7 protein-coding genes are annotated in these 14,099 nt (G+C 67.4%); all 7 read left to right on the top strand.

What is annotated here, in order from left to right:
• Window positions 1–40 precede the first annotated feature (40 nt).
• The 7 genes from AC6CH3_RS00945 to AC6CH3_RS00915 all read left to right on the top strand — a co-directional run bounded on the left by AC6CH3_RS00945 (window position 41) and on the right by AC6CH3_RS00915 (window position 14,099).
• On the top strand, window positions 41–1,012 hold the full coding sequence (locus AC6CH3_RS00945; protein ID WP_498130656.1) for a biotin--[acetyl-CoA-carboxylase] ligase: 972 nt from the start codon (window positions 41–43) through the stop codon (window positions 1,010–1,012).
• Window positions 1,005–1,604 carry a PH domain-containing protein gene (locus AC6CH3_RS00940; protein WP_498130655.1) on the top strand — a complete coding sequence of 200 codons (600 nt, stop codon included), beginning with the start codon at window positions 1,005–1,007 and terminating at the stop codon, window positions 1,602–1,604. Before AC6CH3_RS00945 ends, AC6CH3_RS00940 begins: the two co-directional genes overlap by 8 nt.
• Window positions 1,594–2,724, top strand: coding sequence for an adenylate/guanylate cyclase domain-containing protein (locus AC6CH3_RS00935; protein WP_498130654.1), 1,131 nt, complete (start codon window positions 1,594–1,596; stop codon window positions 2,722–2,724). The genes AC6CH3_RS00940 and AC6CH3_RS00935 overlap by 11 nt, the downstream gene beginning before the upstream one ends.
• Before the next feature lie 283 nt (window positions 2,725–3,007).
• On the top strand, window positions 3,008–9,130 hold the full coding sequence (locus AC6CH3_RS00930; protein WP_498130653.1) for an Ig-like domain-containing protein: 6,123 nt from the start codon (window positions 3,008–3,010) through the stop codon (window positions 9,128–9,130).
• Window positions 9,131–9,211: 81 nt separating this feature from the next.
• Window positions 9,212–10,183 carry an AAA family ATPase gene (locus tag AC6CH3_RS00925; RefSeq protein ID WP_498130652.1) on the top strand — a complete coding sequence of 324 codons (972 nt, stop codon included), beginning with the start codon at window positions 9,212–9,214 and terminating at the stop codon, window positions 10,181–10,183.
• A 56-nt stretch (window positions 10,184–10,239) separates the two neighbouring features.
• Window positions 10,240–11,601 (top strand): DUF58 domain-containing protein, encoded by a 1,362-nt coding sequence (locus tag AC6CH3_RS00920; protein WP_498130651.1) that lies wholly within the window; start codon window positions 10,240–10,242, stop codon window positions 11,599–11,601.
• Entirely contained in the window at window positions 11,598–14,099 is a 2,502-nt protein-coding gene (locus AC6CH3_RS00915) for a transglutaminase TgpA family protein (protein ID WP_498130650.1), read from the top strand. Before AC6CH3_RS00920 ends, AC6CH3_RS00915 begins: the two co-directional genes overlap by 4 nt.

The following is a 14,099-nucleotide window of genomic DNA, read 5'->3' as shown; positions in this document are numbered from 1 at the left end:
GGACCGGCTGCGACGGCCGGCAACTCGGTAGGATGCAAGCATGGATGCCGCACGCCCTGATGAAAGCCCCGAAGCACAGGAAAAAGCGCAGGAAAATCTGTCCGGATCGCGGGGACTGCCGGAGCGGCCCGCTCTGGACCGGGAAGCGCTCTGCAGCGCCGAATTCCTGTCGGCACACGGCATCCCGCAGCTGAAGGTGGTAGACACCACCGGCTCCACCAACGCCGACCTCCTGCGCGCCGTCACCGTCGAACCCAAGGCATGGCAGGACCTCGCCGTCCTTACCGCCGAGCACCAGACCGCTGCCCGCGGCAGGCTGGACCGCACCTGGGAGGCGCCCGAGCGCAGCTCCGTCCTGGTCTCCATCGTCCTGCGCCCCGTCAATGCCGACGGCCGGCCGCTTCCGACCCAGACCTACTCCTGGCTTTCGCTTTTGGCCGCCCTCGCGCTCCGCGACGCGCTGCTGGAAACGGCCGGGCTGCGCGCGGAGCTCAAATGGCCCAACGACGTCCTGGTCCGCGGCAGGAAGATCGCCGGCATCCTGGCCCAGCTCGGCCCGATGGGGGACGGCTCCGTGCCCCCCGTGATCCTCGGCACCGGGCTGAACGTCACCCTGACCGAGGCCGAGCTCCCTGTGCCCACGGCCACCTCGGTGCAGCTCGAAGGCGCCGATACAGTGGACCGCACGGCCCTCCTGAAGAGCTACCTGTCCCGGTTTTGCACGCTGTACCGCAGCTTCTGCAACGCCGACGGCGACCCCACAGCGGGCCTCGCGGGCGGCCCCTCGCTGCACAAGCGCGTGGAAGCCGTCATGGTCACGCTGGGGCAGCAGGTGCGTGCCCACCTTCCCGGCGACCACGAAATCATCGGGCACGCGTCCAGGCTGGACGACTCAGGCTCCCTCCTGGTGGTGGATTCCTCGGCCCGCGAGCATGTGGTGACGGCCGGGGACGTCATCCACCTGCGCCCCTGGACTCCGCCTGGGGAGTCTGCGGAAAGCGGCAATGCGTAAAGACCTCCTGCCGGGGGAGCAGGTCATTGTGATGACCCGCCCACAGCCCAGGATGCTGTTCATTCCGGCGGTGGTGTTCGTTGTGGCACCTGCGCTGGCCGCCTTTGCCAGCGCGTGGATCATTCGCGGCGGGCCCGGTGACCTATACCCGGCATATACCGCCGACTGGACTATCTGGCTGGTCGGGGGAAGTGTGCTTGCTGCCCTATGGGGGCTCTGCGGATACTGCCTGCCGCGGCTGCTGCGATGGCACGGCACCCGGTACTTTCTGACGAGCCGCAGGATTATGGCCCGCTACGGCATGCTCCGGCGGCGGGACCAGCAGGTCTTCCTGGCGTCGGTGCGCAACGTCACGGTCACCCAGACGGTGCTCCAACGGATGTTGCGCTCCGGGACTATATCCTTGGATGCCGGGCACCAATTCAGCGCCGTACTACGGGATGTGCCCGAAGTTGCCACCTTCCACAGGTTTGTGCTGGATGCGCTGGACGAGCTGCCGAAGGATGAGTTTTTTGAATGGGGTCATGTGCAGGACGGGTCCGACTCCGGATTTCCGCGGGATGTGAGAGAAGGTGGGAGAGATGAACGATGAGGATCACCGCGTGAGCCAGGGAGACGGCAGTGACGAGGTGGCCGACGCCGCCGTAGAGGCTCCTTCCACCGGCACGATGTCCGTCGAACGGATCGCCATGAAGGCCCTTGAGGCGAGGCTCCTCGGCGGCGAGCGAAAGTTGCGCCGGCGCGAGGTAGCCGCCGGTGCCGGTCTGTCGCTGCTGTCCGCCCGGAAGCTGTGGCGTGCTCTGGGGTTCCCCAACCTCGGAGACGACGAGGTTGCCTTCACCGAGCGCGACCAGGCTGCGCTGAGCACCGCGGTGGACATGGTCCGTACCGGCAAGCTCACCGAAGAGGCCGCCATTTCGGTCACCCGCGCCATCGGCCAAATGACCGACCGCATGGTCGTCTGGCAGATCGAGGCGCTCGTGGAGGACATGGTCCATGAGCAGGGCGTCACGGACGCCGTGGCCCGAAAGCGCCTAGTGAATGAACTGCCCGCACTCGTTGACCCGCTCGAGGAGATGCTCGTCTACTCGTGGCGGCGCCAGCTGAACGCGGCCGTGCAGCGCCTTGCCGTCCGGGCAGAGGCGGGACTCCAGGCCAGCGAGGAAGGCCGGGAAGGCGACGAGGACGACGCGCCGCTGCCCCTGGCCCGGGCCGTGGGTTTCGCCGACCTTGTGTCCTACACGAGCCTTTCCCGGCGGATGAACGAAAAGACGTTGGCCAAGCTGGTGCAGAGATTCGAGAACAAGTGCGCGGAGATCATCTCTGTGGGCGGCGGCCGGCTGGTGAAGACGGTGGGCGACGAAGTCCTGTACATCGCCGAGACGCCGGCCGCGGGAGCGGAGATCTCGCTGGCTCTGGCCGAGGCCTTTACCCGGGACGAGATCCTTCCGGAGGCACGCGTGGCCATGGTGTGGGGCCGGATTCTGTCCCGCCTCGGGGACATTTACGGACCCACCGTCAACCTGGCCGCCCGCCTGACCACGCTGGCAGACCCCGGCACCGTGCTGATCGACTCCATGACCGCCGCAGCCCTTGACCAGGACGAGCGCTTTGTCCTGATTCCGAAGGACGCGGAAAACGTGCGCGGCTTCGGCGAGATACTGCCGGTGGTCCTGGCCCGGGGCCAGGGCAAGGGGCTCGTCCTGGACTAGGTCCCGCCAACTGGACTGGTCCCGCCACTTGGACTGGTCCTGCCCGGGGTGGGGGACTCCTCCCCATCGCCGATGGCATGGCAGGTGGGTAGTCTTGCTCGGGTAACGGAGCGTCCTGTACGGACCCTTCTTGGACAAGCCGTCCGCGCCCATGTAATAGTCAGAACTCAGAATTGTTCCGGCGTCTCTATGGGGGAGTGGCGGAATGTCACGGCTCCTGGTGTTCACCAGGGGCCCGTAAGCTGCGCTCAGGCGGCTGTGATGTCAAGGGAATAATAACGCTGTGTCAACTTTGTTCGGCAGGCTGGGGCCAAGGAACCGCCGCAACAAGCTCATCACGGGTACCGCTTTTTCAGCGGCCGCCCTCGCACTCGTTGCCGGAGCGATCATCTACCCGGGGTTCAAGACCACCGAAGTGGATCTCAACGACGGCGGCGTATGGGTGGTCAGCAAGTCCCGGAACGCAGTGGGCCGGTTGAATTACCCCTCGCGCGTACTCGACGGAGCCGTGACGCCGGCCAGCACCGCCTTCGATGTGCTGCAGAACGCCGGCAAGGTGTTCGTCGACGACGAATCCGGCTCAACCCTGAACCAGGTCTCCGCCGCCAACATGCGGCTGGGCGGGGACAAGCAGCTCCCGGGAGCCGCCCAGGTCAGCTTCGGCTCCGAGGTCATCTCCGTCACAGACCCTGCCGCCGGCAAGATGTGGGCGATGTCGCCGTCGACCGTGAACGCCTTCGATGAGGAATCGAGCGAGCCGGCCGTTGACGGTTCGGAGGGCCTGGTATCCGCCGTCGGCGCCGATGACCGGATCTACTCGGCGGATCCCCAGACAGGCGAGGTGACCGTCACCTCCGTGGACGCCAACGGTGAGCCCGCCGAGACGGAATCCAGCACCTGGGACGGGCTGAAGGGTGCCGGTGACCTCCAGCTGGCCGTGGTGGGCGACCAGCCGGTGGTCCTTGACGCGGCCGGGGGCAGCCTGTTCCTGCCAGGCGGCCGGGAAGTGCCTGTGCCGGACGCACGGGATGCCAAGCTCCAACAGTCCGGTCCGGCGTCGGACGCAGTGGCCGTGGCCACGCCCAAGGCGCTGCTGAAGCAGCCGCTGGACGGTTCGACGGCGCGGCAGGTCGCCCCAGGCGGCCAGGGGGTTCCCGCCGCACCTGTCCAGCTGGGCGGCTGCATTCACGCGGCGTGGTCCGGCGTGAACAAGTACGTCCGCGACTGCGCCAACGAGGGCGAGGACAAAAACGTGGCCGTTCCGAAAGCCAGCGCCTCGCCCAGCTACGTGTTCCGCGTCAACCGCGACCTCGTGGTGCTCAACGACGTGAATTCCGGAAATGTGTGGCTCGTCAACCAGAACATGCAGCTGGTCAACAACTGGGACGACGTGGTGCCGCCGAAGAACCAGGCGGATGACCAGGACGAGGAATCCGCGGACGACAACACCATCAACGTCCTGCCGGACCGCACCAAACCGAACCGTCCGCCGGAAACCAAGCCCGACGTCGTCGGCGTCCGGCCCGGCCGCACCACGGTCCTGAGCGTGCTGGACAACGATTCCGATCCCGACAGGGACGTCCTCACCGCCTCCACCGGCAGTGAAGGCCTCCGGTCAGGAGGCCTCGAGAGCATCTACGGCGGATCAGCCTTCCAGATCACGGTCCCGGCCGACGCCACGCCGGGCACGGAGTCTTTCGATTACAGCGCTGCCGACGGCCGAGGCCTGTCCGCAAGCGGAAAAGTCACGCTGAACGTCGTTGGGCCGGACGAGAACCGGCCGCCCGCCTTCAAGCGGGGCGATCCCACTACGCTGCTCGTGGAGCAGGGGAAAACCGTCAGCCAGAACATCCTGACCGACTGGGTGGACCCGGACGGCGACGACCTCGTCCTCATGTCGGCGACGGCCGACAACCAGCAGGACCAGGTGAAAATCCGCCGTGACGGACTCCTGACCTTCCAGGATTCCGGAGCCACGGCCGGCAAGAAAACCGTGACCGTCACCGTCTGGGACGGACGCGCCACCACCACCGGAAAAGTGGTGGTGAACGTCCAGCCCCCCGGCGCCCTGGCTCCCGTCGTCAACGCGGACCACGTGACCGCCGTCGCCGGCCAGGACCTCGTTATCGCACCGTTGAAGAACGACGTCGACCCGAACGGCGGCGCCCTCCGGCTCGCCCAGGTGGAGGCCAGCGGCCCTGCCGAACTCGGTCCCGTCACCGACGGCGGTACCTTCACCTTCCGCAGCCGCACCCCCGGGCCCGTGTACCTGACGTATGTCGCCAGCAATGGACCCCAGAGCAGCCAGGGCCTGATCCGCGTTGATGTCGAATCGGGCAAGGACGCGGGCAAACCCGTTGCCGTCCACGATGTTGCACTCCTGCCGGTCGGCGGCAGCGTCCTGCTGGACCCTCTGGCCAACGACTCGGATCCGTCCGGCGGCGTGCTGGTGCTTCAGTCCGTTTCCCTGCCGGAAAACGCCACCGCCTCGGTCAGCGTCCTCAACCACAGCGTCCTGCGGATCACGGACATCGCCGGGACGAAGGATCCGTTCCTCTTCCGGTACACCATGTCCAACGGCAAGGATTCCGCCACGGGCAGCGTTTCGGTGGTGCCGGTCCCGGCCCCGCCCGTCGTAGAGGCACCGCAGCCGAAACCCGACGAGGTCAACGTCCGCGTCAATGACGTGGTCACCATCCCCGTGCTGGACAACGACACACATCCGCAGGGCGAAAAGCTGACCGTTGATCCGGTCCTTCCCCAGCCCGTCGAGGCCGCGAACGGCACAAGCTTCGTGTCGGAGAACATGCTCCGCTTCATCGCCGGCAGTGAGCCTAAAACCGTCCGTGCCATTTACAACGCCGTGGATCCGCAGGGGCAGAAAAGCGCCGCGGCCGTCACCATCCACATCCTGCCCCTCGAAGGTGCCGAAAATTCCCGTCCGCAGCCCAGGAACCTGACGGCCCGGGTGGTGGCCGCCGGCACGGTGCGGATCCCGGTTCCGCTGGACGGCATAGACCCCGACGGCGACTCCGTCCAGCTGACCGGCATCGACAGCTCTCCCGCCATGGGGACCGCGACGGCCGGAAGCAACTTCATCGACTTTGTCGCCGCCGGAGACGGCGCCGGAACGGATTCCTTCCGCTACAAAGTGGTGGACCGGCAGGGCGCTGTGAACACCGGCACGGTCACCGTGGGGATCGCGCCCCGCGGCGACACCAACCAGAAGCCCACGCCCGTGGACGATGAGGTCAAGGTCCGCCCCGGCCGGCAGATCGCCGTCGATGCCGCCGGCAACGACTCCGATCCCGACGGCGACCCGATCCGCATCCTCACCGACGGCATCGAGGCGGACCCCGCCCTGAAGGCCGAAGTCAGCAAGCAAAGCGGCCGCATCCTCCTGCAGGCCCCAGCCGCTGAGGGCACCGTCAACGTGCGCTACGCCGTCGCCGATGAGCGTGGCGCCTCGGCCCAGGCCGCCATCAAAATGGTCGTGGACAGCCAGGTTCCGCTGCTGGCTCCCATAGCCCGGGACGACCGTGTGACGTCAGCCCAGACCCTCGGCAAGACAGCCGTTGACGTTCCCGTTCTCAAGAATGACGAGGACCCCGACGGCGTCGGCGAGAACCTGAAGGTCACCAGCGGAAGCGAAACCGCGCGCCCTGGCCCCGACGGCAATGTGGTCGTCGAACTGACCGGGCAGCCGCAGCTGGTGCCGTACACCGTGGAGGACGTGGACGGAAAGAAGTCCACCGCAATCATCTGGGTGCCGGGCCTCGGGCAGCAGGTCCCCACGCTCGCCAAGGACGATGTTCTGGAAGTGGTGGCGGGCCAGTCCGTCACGGCCAACCTGCCCGAATGGGTGAAGGTCCGGGAAGGGCGCTCACCCAGGCTGACCCAGACCGACCGGATCAAGCTCATCGGTGCGGATGCCGGCGACCCCGTGGCCGGCAACGGCACCGCGCTAAAGTACACGGCGGGCAAGGACTACGTGGGGCCCGGCTCCATCACCTTCGAAGTGACCGACGGTACCGGCCCGGACGACCCCGCAGGCCTGAAGTCCACGCTAAGCATCCGGACCAAGGTCCTGCCGGATCCGAACCGCAACAACCCGCCCACACTGCTGGGTGCCGCCGTCGACGTGCCGCAGGGGGAGTCTGCCCAGACAGACCTGGCCAAGTTGGTTTCCGATCCCGACGGCGACGATGCAGAGAACATGAAGTACGAGCTCGTCGGCGGTGCTCCGGCCGGCTTCGACGCCAGCATCGAGGGCGCCTCGCTCACGGTCTCCGCCAAGGACGGCGCGCGGCCGGGCGAAGACGGGGCCGTGCAGGTGAAGGCCAGGGACCCCAGGGGGCTCGAGGCTACCGCCACGTACCGGCTCTCCGTCACAGCCTCCAACCGCCCCAAGCCAGTGGCCAACGACGACCTGGAACCCAGTGCCGCGGCCGGAAAGCCGGTGACCGTGCCGGTCCTGGCGAACGACGCCAACCCGTTCCCGGAGACGCCGCTGAAGATCGTGGCCGCGACGGCCGAGACCGGGACAGGCAACGTGGCCGTTGACGGGGACAACGTTGTGGTCACGCCTGCCTCCGGCTTCTCGGGAACCATGGTTGTTGCCTACACCATCGCGGATAAGACCGGGGAAGCTTCACGGCAGGCGACGGCCAGGATCCGGCTGACCGTGAAGGACAAGCCGCTCGCCCCCACTACGCCGCACGCCCAAAGCGTGGGTGACAGCACTGCGCTGCTGAACTGGACCGCACCGGCGGACCGGGGCTCGGCCATCACCCACTACACGGTCTACGGCGAAGGCGGATTCAAACAGGAGTGCCCAGCCAACTCGTGCACCCTGAACAATCTGGTGAACAACACCAAGTACCACTTCCAGGTGACGGCCACGAACGAATTCGGCGAGTCCGGGCGGTCGCCCGCCTCGGCAGAAGTGCGGCCAGACGTTAAACCGGACACCCCACTGGCTCCGGCGCTGAAGTTCGGCGACAAGCAGCTCTCCGTCAGCTGGAATGCACCGGCCAGCAAGGGGTCGCCGGTCAGGTCCTACGACCTCGAAATCTCGCCGGCGCCGAGCGGCCAGAATGCGCAGATCCAGAACCTGACTGCCACCAGCTACGTCTGGAAGGGCCTCACGAACGGCGTGGCCTACAAGGTGCGCGTCCTGGCGCGCAATGATGCCAAGGACCCGTCCGAATGGAGCCAGTACTCGGCTGCGGAGATACCCGCCGGTGCGCCGCTGACTCCTGCCGCGCCGAGCGTCACCGGCGCCGGCTCTGTGGGAACGCAGAGCCAGCTGCAGGTGAACTGGACCGCGCCCAACAACAACGGCGACGCCGTTTCCGCCTACACGCTGACCACGCTGCGCGGAGGCTCGGTGGTGAAGAGCCAGCAGGTCTCGGGAACCTCCCAGAACGTCACGGTGTCCAACTCCGAGGCCGACTACGCCTTTACCGTCTCAGCCACCAACAAGGCCGGCACATCCGGAACCAGCGCCCAGTCCGCGCCCATCCGCGCCGCGGGAAAGCCCGGGACCGTTGGCGGCGGCACGGTGGCGGCGCCGGGAAACAGCGGCCAGCTGAAGGTCACGTTCACGCCGCTGACGCAGGCGCAGCGGAACGGATCGCAAGCATCGGAGATTGGCTACCGCTGGTCCACGGCTTATGGCTCCGGCCCGATCAACGCCCCCGGCGGCACCATCTACGGGCAGCCGAACGGCCAGAACGTGACGGTGAACATCATCGCCTACTCCACGAAGAACAACGTTTCCGGGGATGCGAAGGCCATTGGTTCAGCGGTTCCCTACGGTCCGCCGGGTGCCCCGGTGGTTACCGGCGGCACGTCCGCCAAGGGCGATTCCCAGGTGCACTGGACGTGGAGCAAGCCGAACGACAATGGCCGCGTCATCAACCGCTACGAGGTCAACTTCGACGGTACCGGCTTCCGGTCGGTGGGCCTGGACCGGCAGTTCAGCCGCAACGTCGGGGGCTGGAACGAGAGGCACACGCTTGCGGTCCGTGCCTGCAACGGAACGGACGGCGACAAGGACTGCGGACAAGCGGATTCTGCTGCCGCCACCTCGGGTGCTGACCCGACGCCGCCGCCGCCCACGTCCTGGAGTATCCGGGCCACTCCGGTCCGCTCCTGCACGGAGCCCAACAGGACCACCGACAGCTACCGGAACTCCAACCCCGACCAGTGCATCAGCCCGGGAAGGTGGTTTGATACCGGCATCACCGCACAGAGCGACCACTATGTGGTGTGGAGCACGTCCAGCAACAATCCCACGGGCGTGTGGTACCACCTGACGTCCGGTCCCGCTGCCGGCAACTACGTACGGAGCGATACCACATCACTCGGCGGAAACCCGCCGCCTGGAATGCCGAGACGGTAAGGACCGCGTGTTTTCCGCACGCCCTGGGCACAACGCCTTGAGTACAACAACTGACTGCACGAAACGGAAGAGGAACCTCCCATGACCATGACAACCGAGCAAGCCGCCTGGTTTGCGGGCACGTTCGAGAAACTCGTCGCCAACGTGGGCCAGGCGGTGCTGGGCAAGTCCCACGTCATCCGGCTGACGTTCACGGCGATGCTTGCCGAAGGCCACGTCCTCTTCGAGGATGCGCCCGGAACCGGTAAGACGTCGCTGGCGCGTGCCTTGGCCGCCACGGTCCAGGGATCCAACAGCCGCATCCAGTTCACGCCGGACCTGCTGCCCTCGGATGTCACCGGCGTGACCATCTACGACCAGAAAACGCAGAAGTTCGAGTTCCACAAGGGGCCGATCTTCAGCAACATTGTCCTCGCCGACGAAATCAACCGGGCCTCGCCCAAGACGCAGTCCGCCCTGCTCGAGGTCATGGAGGAATCCCGTGTCACGGTGGACGGCACCACCTACGAGGCGGGCCGCCCGTTCATGGTGATGGCCACGCAGAACCCGATCGAGCAGGCGGGCACGTACAGGCTCCCCGAGGCGCAGCTGGACCGCTTCCTCATCAAAACCTCCATCGGGTACCCGGACCACGCCTCCACCGTGCAACTGCTGGGCGGCACCAACCTCAAGGACCGCTCCAAGGACCTGCGCCCCGTCATCACCACCCAGGCCGTGGCGGACATGGCCGACCTCGCAGCCACCACGCACGTGGACACCGCGGTGCTCGAGTACATCTCACGGCTGTGCGAGGAGACCCGCAACGCCCCCGAGACCCGGCTCGGCGTATCCGTCCGCGGGGCGCTGGCCATGGTCCGGGCAGCCAAAGTCTGGGCAGCCGCCCAGGGACGGAACTTTGTCCTCCCGGACGACATCAAGGAACTGGCCGGGGTCGTCTGGACCCACCGCTTCGTCATGGACCCCGAAGCGGAGTTCTCCGGAGCCACGGCGGAAGCGGTCCTGACACGTGTCCTGGCCGATGTCGCCGCTCCCCAGCAGCGCGCAGCTGTCTAGACCGCGGGCTTCGGCCCTGAATTTACGTTTCCAGCGCTAACAAAAAGGTTCCATACATGTCCACCGGCTCTCCCTTCACCCGGCTTGCTGGCCGCCTTCGCCGGCCATTTTCCGCGGACGGGCCCTTCCGCAACCGCGGACTCCCCACCGGCAGGAACGTGCGGCTTCGCCCGTCGGCGGTATGGACCGAGGCCGCCAGCACCGCCGGGCAGGCCATTGCTCCGGTCTGGGAAACCCTCCGAGGCCGCTGGTCACGGCACGTCCAGCCCGTGCTGGGTGTGGTGAGCGTCCTGGGCTGGTCCGTCCTGGGGGCGGCCGCGCTGCTGTGGGCAGCCGGGGACGCCTACGGCTGGCAGGAGGCCAAGGCCGCTGCCCTCGCAGCGCTGGTACTGTTCCTCATCGCCGTCGGCTTTATCCTCGGCAGATCCTCCTACGGCGTCCTGCTGGACCTGGCCCGGACCCGGGTTGCGGTGGGGGACGACGCGGTGGGCAGCATCGCCGTGTCCAACACCTCGGCGCGTCCGCTGCTGCCCGCAGACCTTGAGCTGCCCGTGGGGGCTTCCACGGCTGTGTTCCACCTGCCGCGCATGAAACCGCAGCAGGTGCACGAGGACCTCTTCACCATTCCCACCGCACGCCGCGCGGTGATCGTCGTCGGACCGGTGCGTTCCGTCCGGGCCGATCCGCTGCACCTCCTGCGCCGCCAGGTGCTCTGGACGAAGCCCCAGGACCTTTACGTCCACCCGAAGACGGTGGCACTGGCAGGATCCGCCGCCGGCTTTATCCGTGACCTGGAAGGCATGCCCACCACCGACCTCTCCAGTGCAGACGTCTCATTCCACGCGCTGCGTGATTATGTGCCGGGCGATGACCGGCGCCATATCCACTGGAAGACCACGGCCCGGACCAACAAGCTCATGGTGCGCCAGTTCGAAGAGACCCGCCGCGCCCACCTCGCCATATCGCTGTCCGTCAACACCGATGAGTACGCGTCCGAGCACGAATTCGAAATGGCCATCTCCGCCGCCGCCTCCATCGGACGCCAGGCCATCCGTGAACAGCGCGAGCTGGACGTCCTCACCCAATCGGGGCCGCTGCGCTGCGAGACCGGCCGCACCATGCTGGACGGCATGACCCGGATCACCGGCACCCCCCTGCGGAAGACCGCCGTCGACCTCGCCCGGTCGCTGGCCGACACCGTCCCCAACGCCTCGGTGGTCTTCTTCGTGGTGGGCAGCCAGGTGACGCCCACCCAGCTGCGTTCAGCAGGTGCTTCGGTGGCACCGGGGGTCCGCAGCCTCGCAGTCCGGGTCGATGCCGGTGCTGCACCTGCCCGCGCGAACATCGGAGACCTCACCGTGCTCACCCTCGGTGAACTCTCCGACCTTCCCGCCGTCCTGCGAAAGGCAGCCGCATGAGCCAGGCAACAGGTCTCCGCCCGCGCCGGCAGGCTCCGCCTCCGTCGGCCTTCACCACCGGCCAGCCGCCGTGGCACATAATGCTCGACGCCGGAGCGCTCACCATCCTGCTGGGGCTGGGGGTCCTGGGCTTCAGCCTCAGCTTCGGCGGCGACCCGTACTACCTGGCCGCCGGGTTCGGAGGCATCCTCCTCGGACTGGCCATTGCCGCGTGCAACGCGCGCTTCCGACTGGGGCTCCTGATCACCACCGCCCTGGCGCTCGGGGCATACCTGGTCCTCGGCACCGCGCTCGCCGTACCCGGCGCGGCCATCGCCGGGGTGATCCCGAGCCTCGAGTCGTTGCGTACGCTGCTGCTCGGCATCGTGTTCGCATGGAAGGACATGCTTACGGTCGGGGTTCCCGTGGGCACCGCCGGGGGAGTGCTCATCGTCCCCTTCCTCAGCTCGCTCATCGCCGCACTCATTGGCGGCATCCTGACCTGGCGGACCAGGAGCCCCTACTGGCCGTTGCTGCCTGTACTGGCCCTTTTCGTCACCGGCATCGCCTTCAGCACGAACGCGGGATTCCTGACCGTGGAGCGGGGCGTGGGCCTGACTGTTGTGGGCATCGCGTGGGCGACCTTCCGCCGGGACTGCCTGCGGCGAAGCAACACCCTGAAGGTGTCCGTCAACCGCCCGCAGCACGACGCCGACACCGCCCGCCGCGCCAGAATGCGGCGGCTGGCCGCCGGGGCCGCGGTCATCGCCGTCACTGTCGGTATCACGGCCGCCATCTCGCCCCTGATCTCCGCGGGGGACGAGCGGCGGGTATTGCGCAACGTCGTCGTGCCGCCGTTCGACCCCAAGGACTACGTCACACCCCTGGCGAGCTTCCGCAACTTCGTCAAAGACAAGAAGGATGACGCGCTGTTTGCGGTCAAGGGCCTTCCCAAGGACGCACGCGTGCGGCTCGGGGCGCTGGATGCCTTCAACGGGACGAACTACACCATGGATCCCAACGGGTCGGGCAACTTCAGCAAGGTGGGTGACGCCAAATCCATCAACACGCTGGCGGATTCCGCCGGACCGGTCCCGACGAACGACTACACCCTGGACATCACGGTCGAGGACTACCAGGGCTACTTCGTTCCCGGCGGCAGGAAGACCACAGGCCTCAGCTTCGCGCCCGGTTCCTCCACGCCGGCCTCGGGACTGTACTTCAACTCCGGAACGGACACCGCCGTCACCACGCACGGCCTGTCCAGGGGTGACTCGTACAGCGTCCAGGTCTCGGAGCCGGTGAAGCTCGAACACGGACAGCTGACACAGTACGACTTCGCCAAGATGACTCTCCCGGACGTCGCGGACATCCCGCCCGTTGTCGGTGCGCAGGCCAACGACCTGACGGCCGACGCCCCCACCGCCGTGGACCAGGTGCGGCAAATCGAAGCCCATTTCCAAAAGAAGGGCGCCTTCAGCAACGGGCTCATCGCCGATGGCCAGCTGCCGAGCGTGTCCGGCCACAGTGCTGCCCGCATCCGCGACATGCTGACGGCCAAGCAGATGCTCGGCGACGACGAACAGTACGCCGTGGCCATGTCACTTATGCTGCGCCACCTGGGCATCCCGTCCAGGGTGGTCATGGGCTTCTATCCCGATCCGAAGAGCCCCGAAAACGGTGCCGGGGAAATCAAGATCCTGGGCAAGGACGTCCACGCGTGGGTCGAGGTGGCCTTCGACCGTGTCGGCTGGGTGGCCTTCGACCCGACTCCGCCCAAGGACAACGTTCCCATTCCGCCGGACCCCGAAAACAAGTCCAAGCCCAAGCCGCAGGTGCTGCAGCCCCCGCCCCCGCCGCAGGAGCCGGCGGACCTTCCGCCGGACTCCTCTCCGGACGCGCTGGACGCCGATGAGAAGAAAAACAACCCCTGGCTGTTCTGGGGTCCCCTCCTCAGCGCCGTCGGCATCGCCATGATCCCGCTCGGAATCCTGGCGCTGCCGCTGCTGCTCATCGCGCTCCTGAAGTCGCGGCGGCGCAAGTCCCGCTTCACCGAGGGACACCCCGCGCAGCGCGTGGGCGGCGGATGGAACGAGGTCCTCAGCCTCGCAACCGACATGGGCGCGGCCGTCGACAGCCGCGCCACCCGGAGGGAATCAGCCGCCGTCGTCGCGGGGGCCTTTCCCGCCACGGGCACTGCCACCACACTGCTGGCCCACAGGGCGGACGCCTCCATTTTCGGAGCCGGCCAGCCCAGCGAAGAAGAGGTCCGGGAGTACTGGACCATCGTGGACGGTTCGCTCAAGGAAATGACGGGGACGGTCGGCTTCTGGCGACGCCAGCAGGCGCGGTTCTCGCCGCGGTCGCTGCTCGCCGACGCCCGCGCCGCGCTCAGCCGCCGCGGCGCCCCCGGGGCGGGCCTCGTCCGGGGGCTGCGCCTGCCGGTGACGCTGCGCCGGAGCGCACTTAAGGATGGGGGCGCTCCCAAGGATGGCGAGGGCCGGGCCGATCATGACTGA

It is taken from the genome of Arthrobacter sp. GQ119 (genome assembly GCF_059759125.1).
This window is presented reverse-complemented; position numbering and strand designations above follow the sequence as displayed.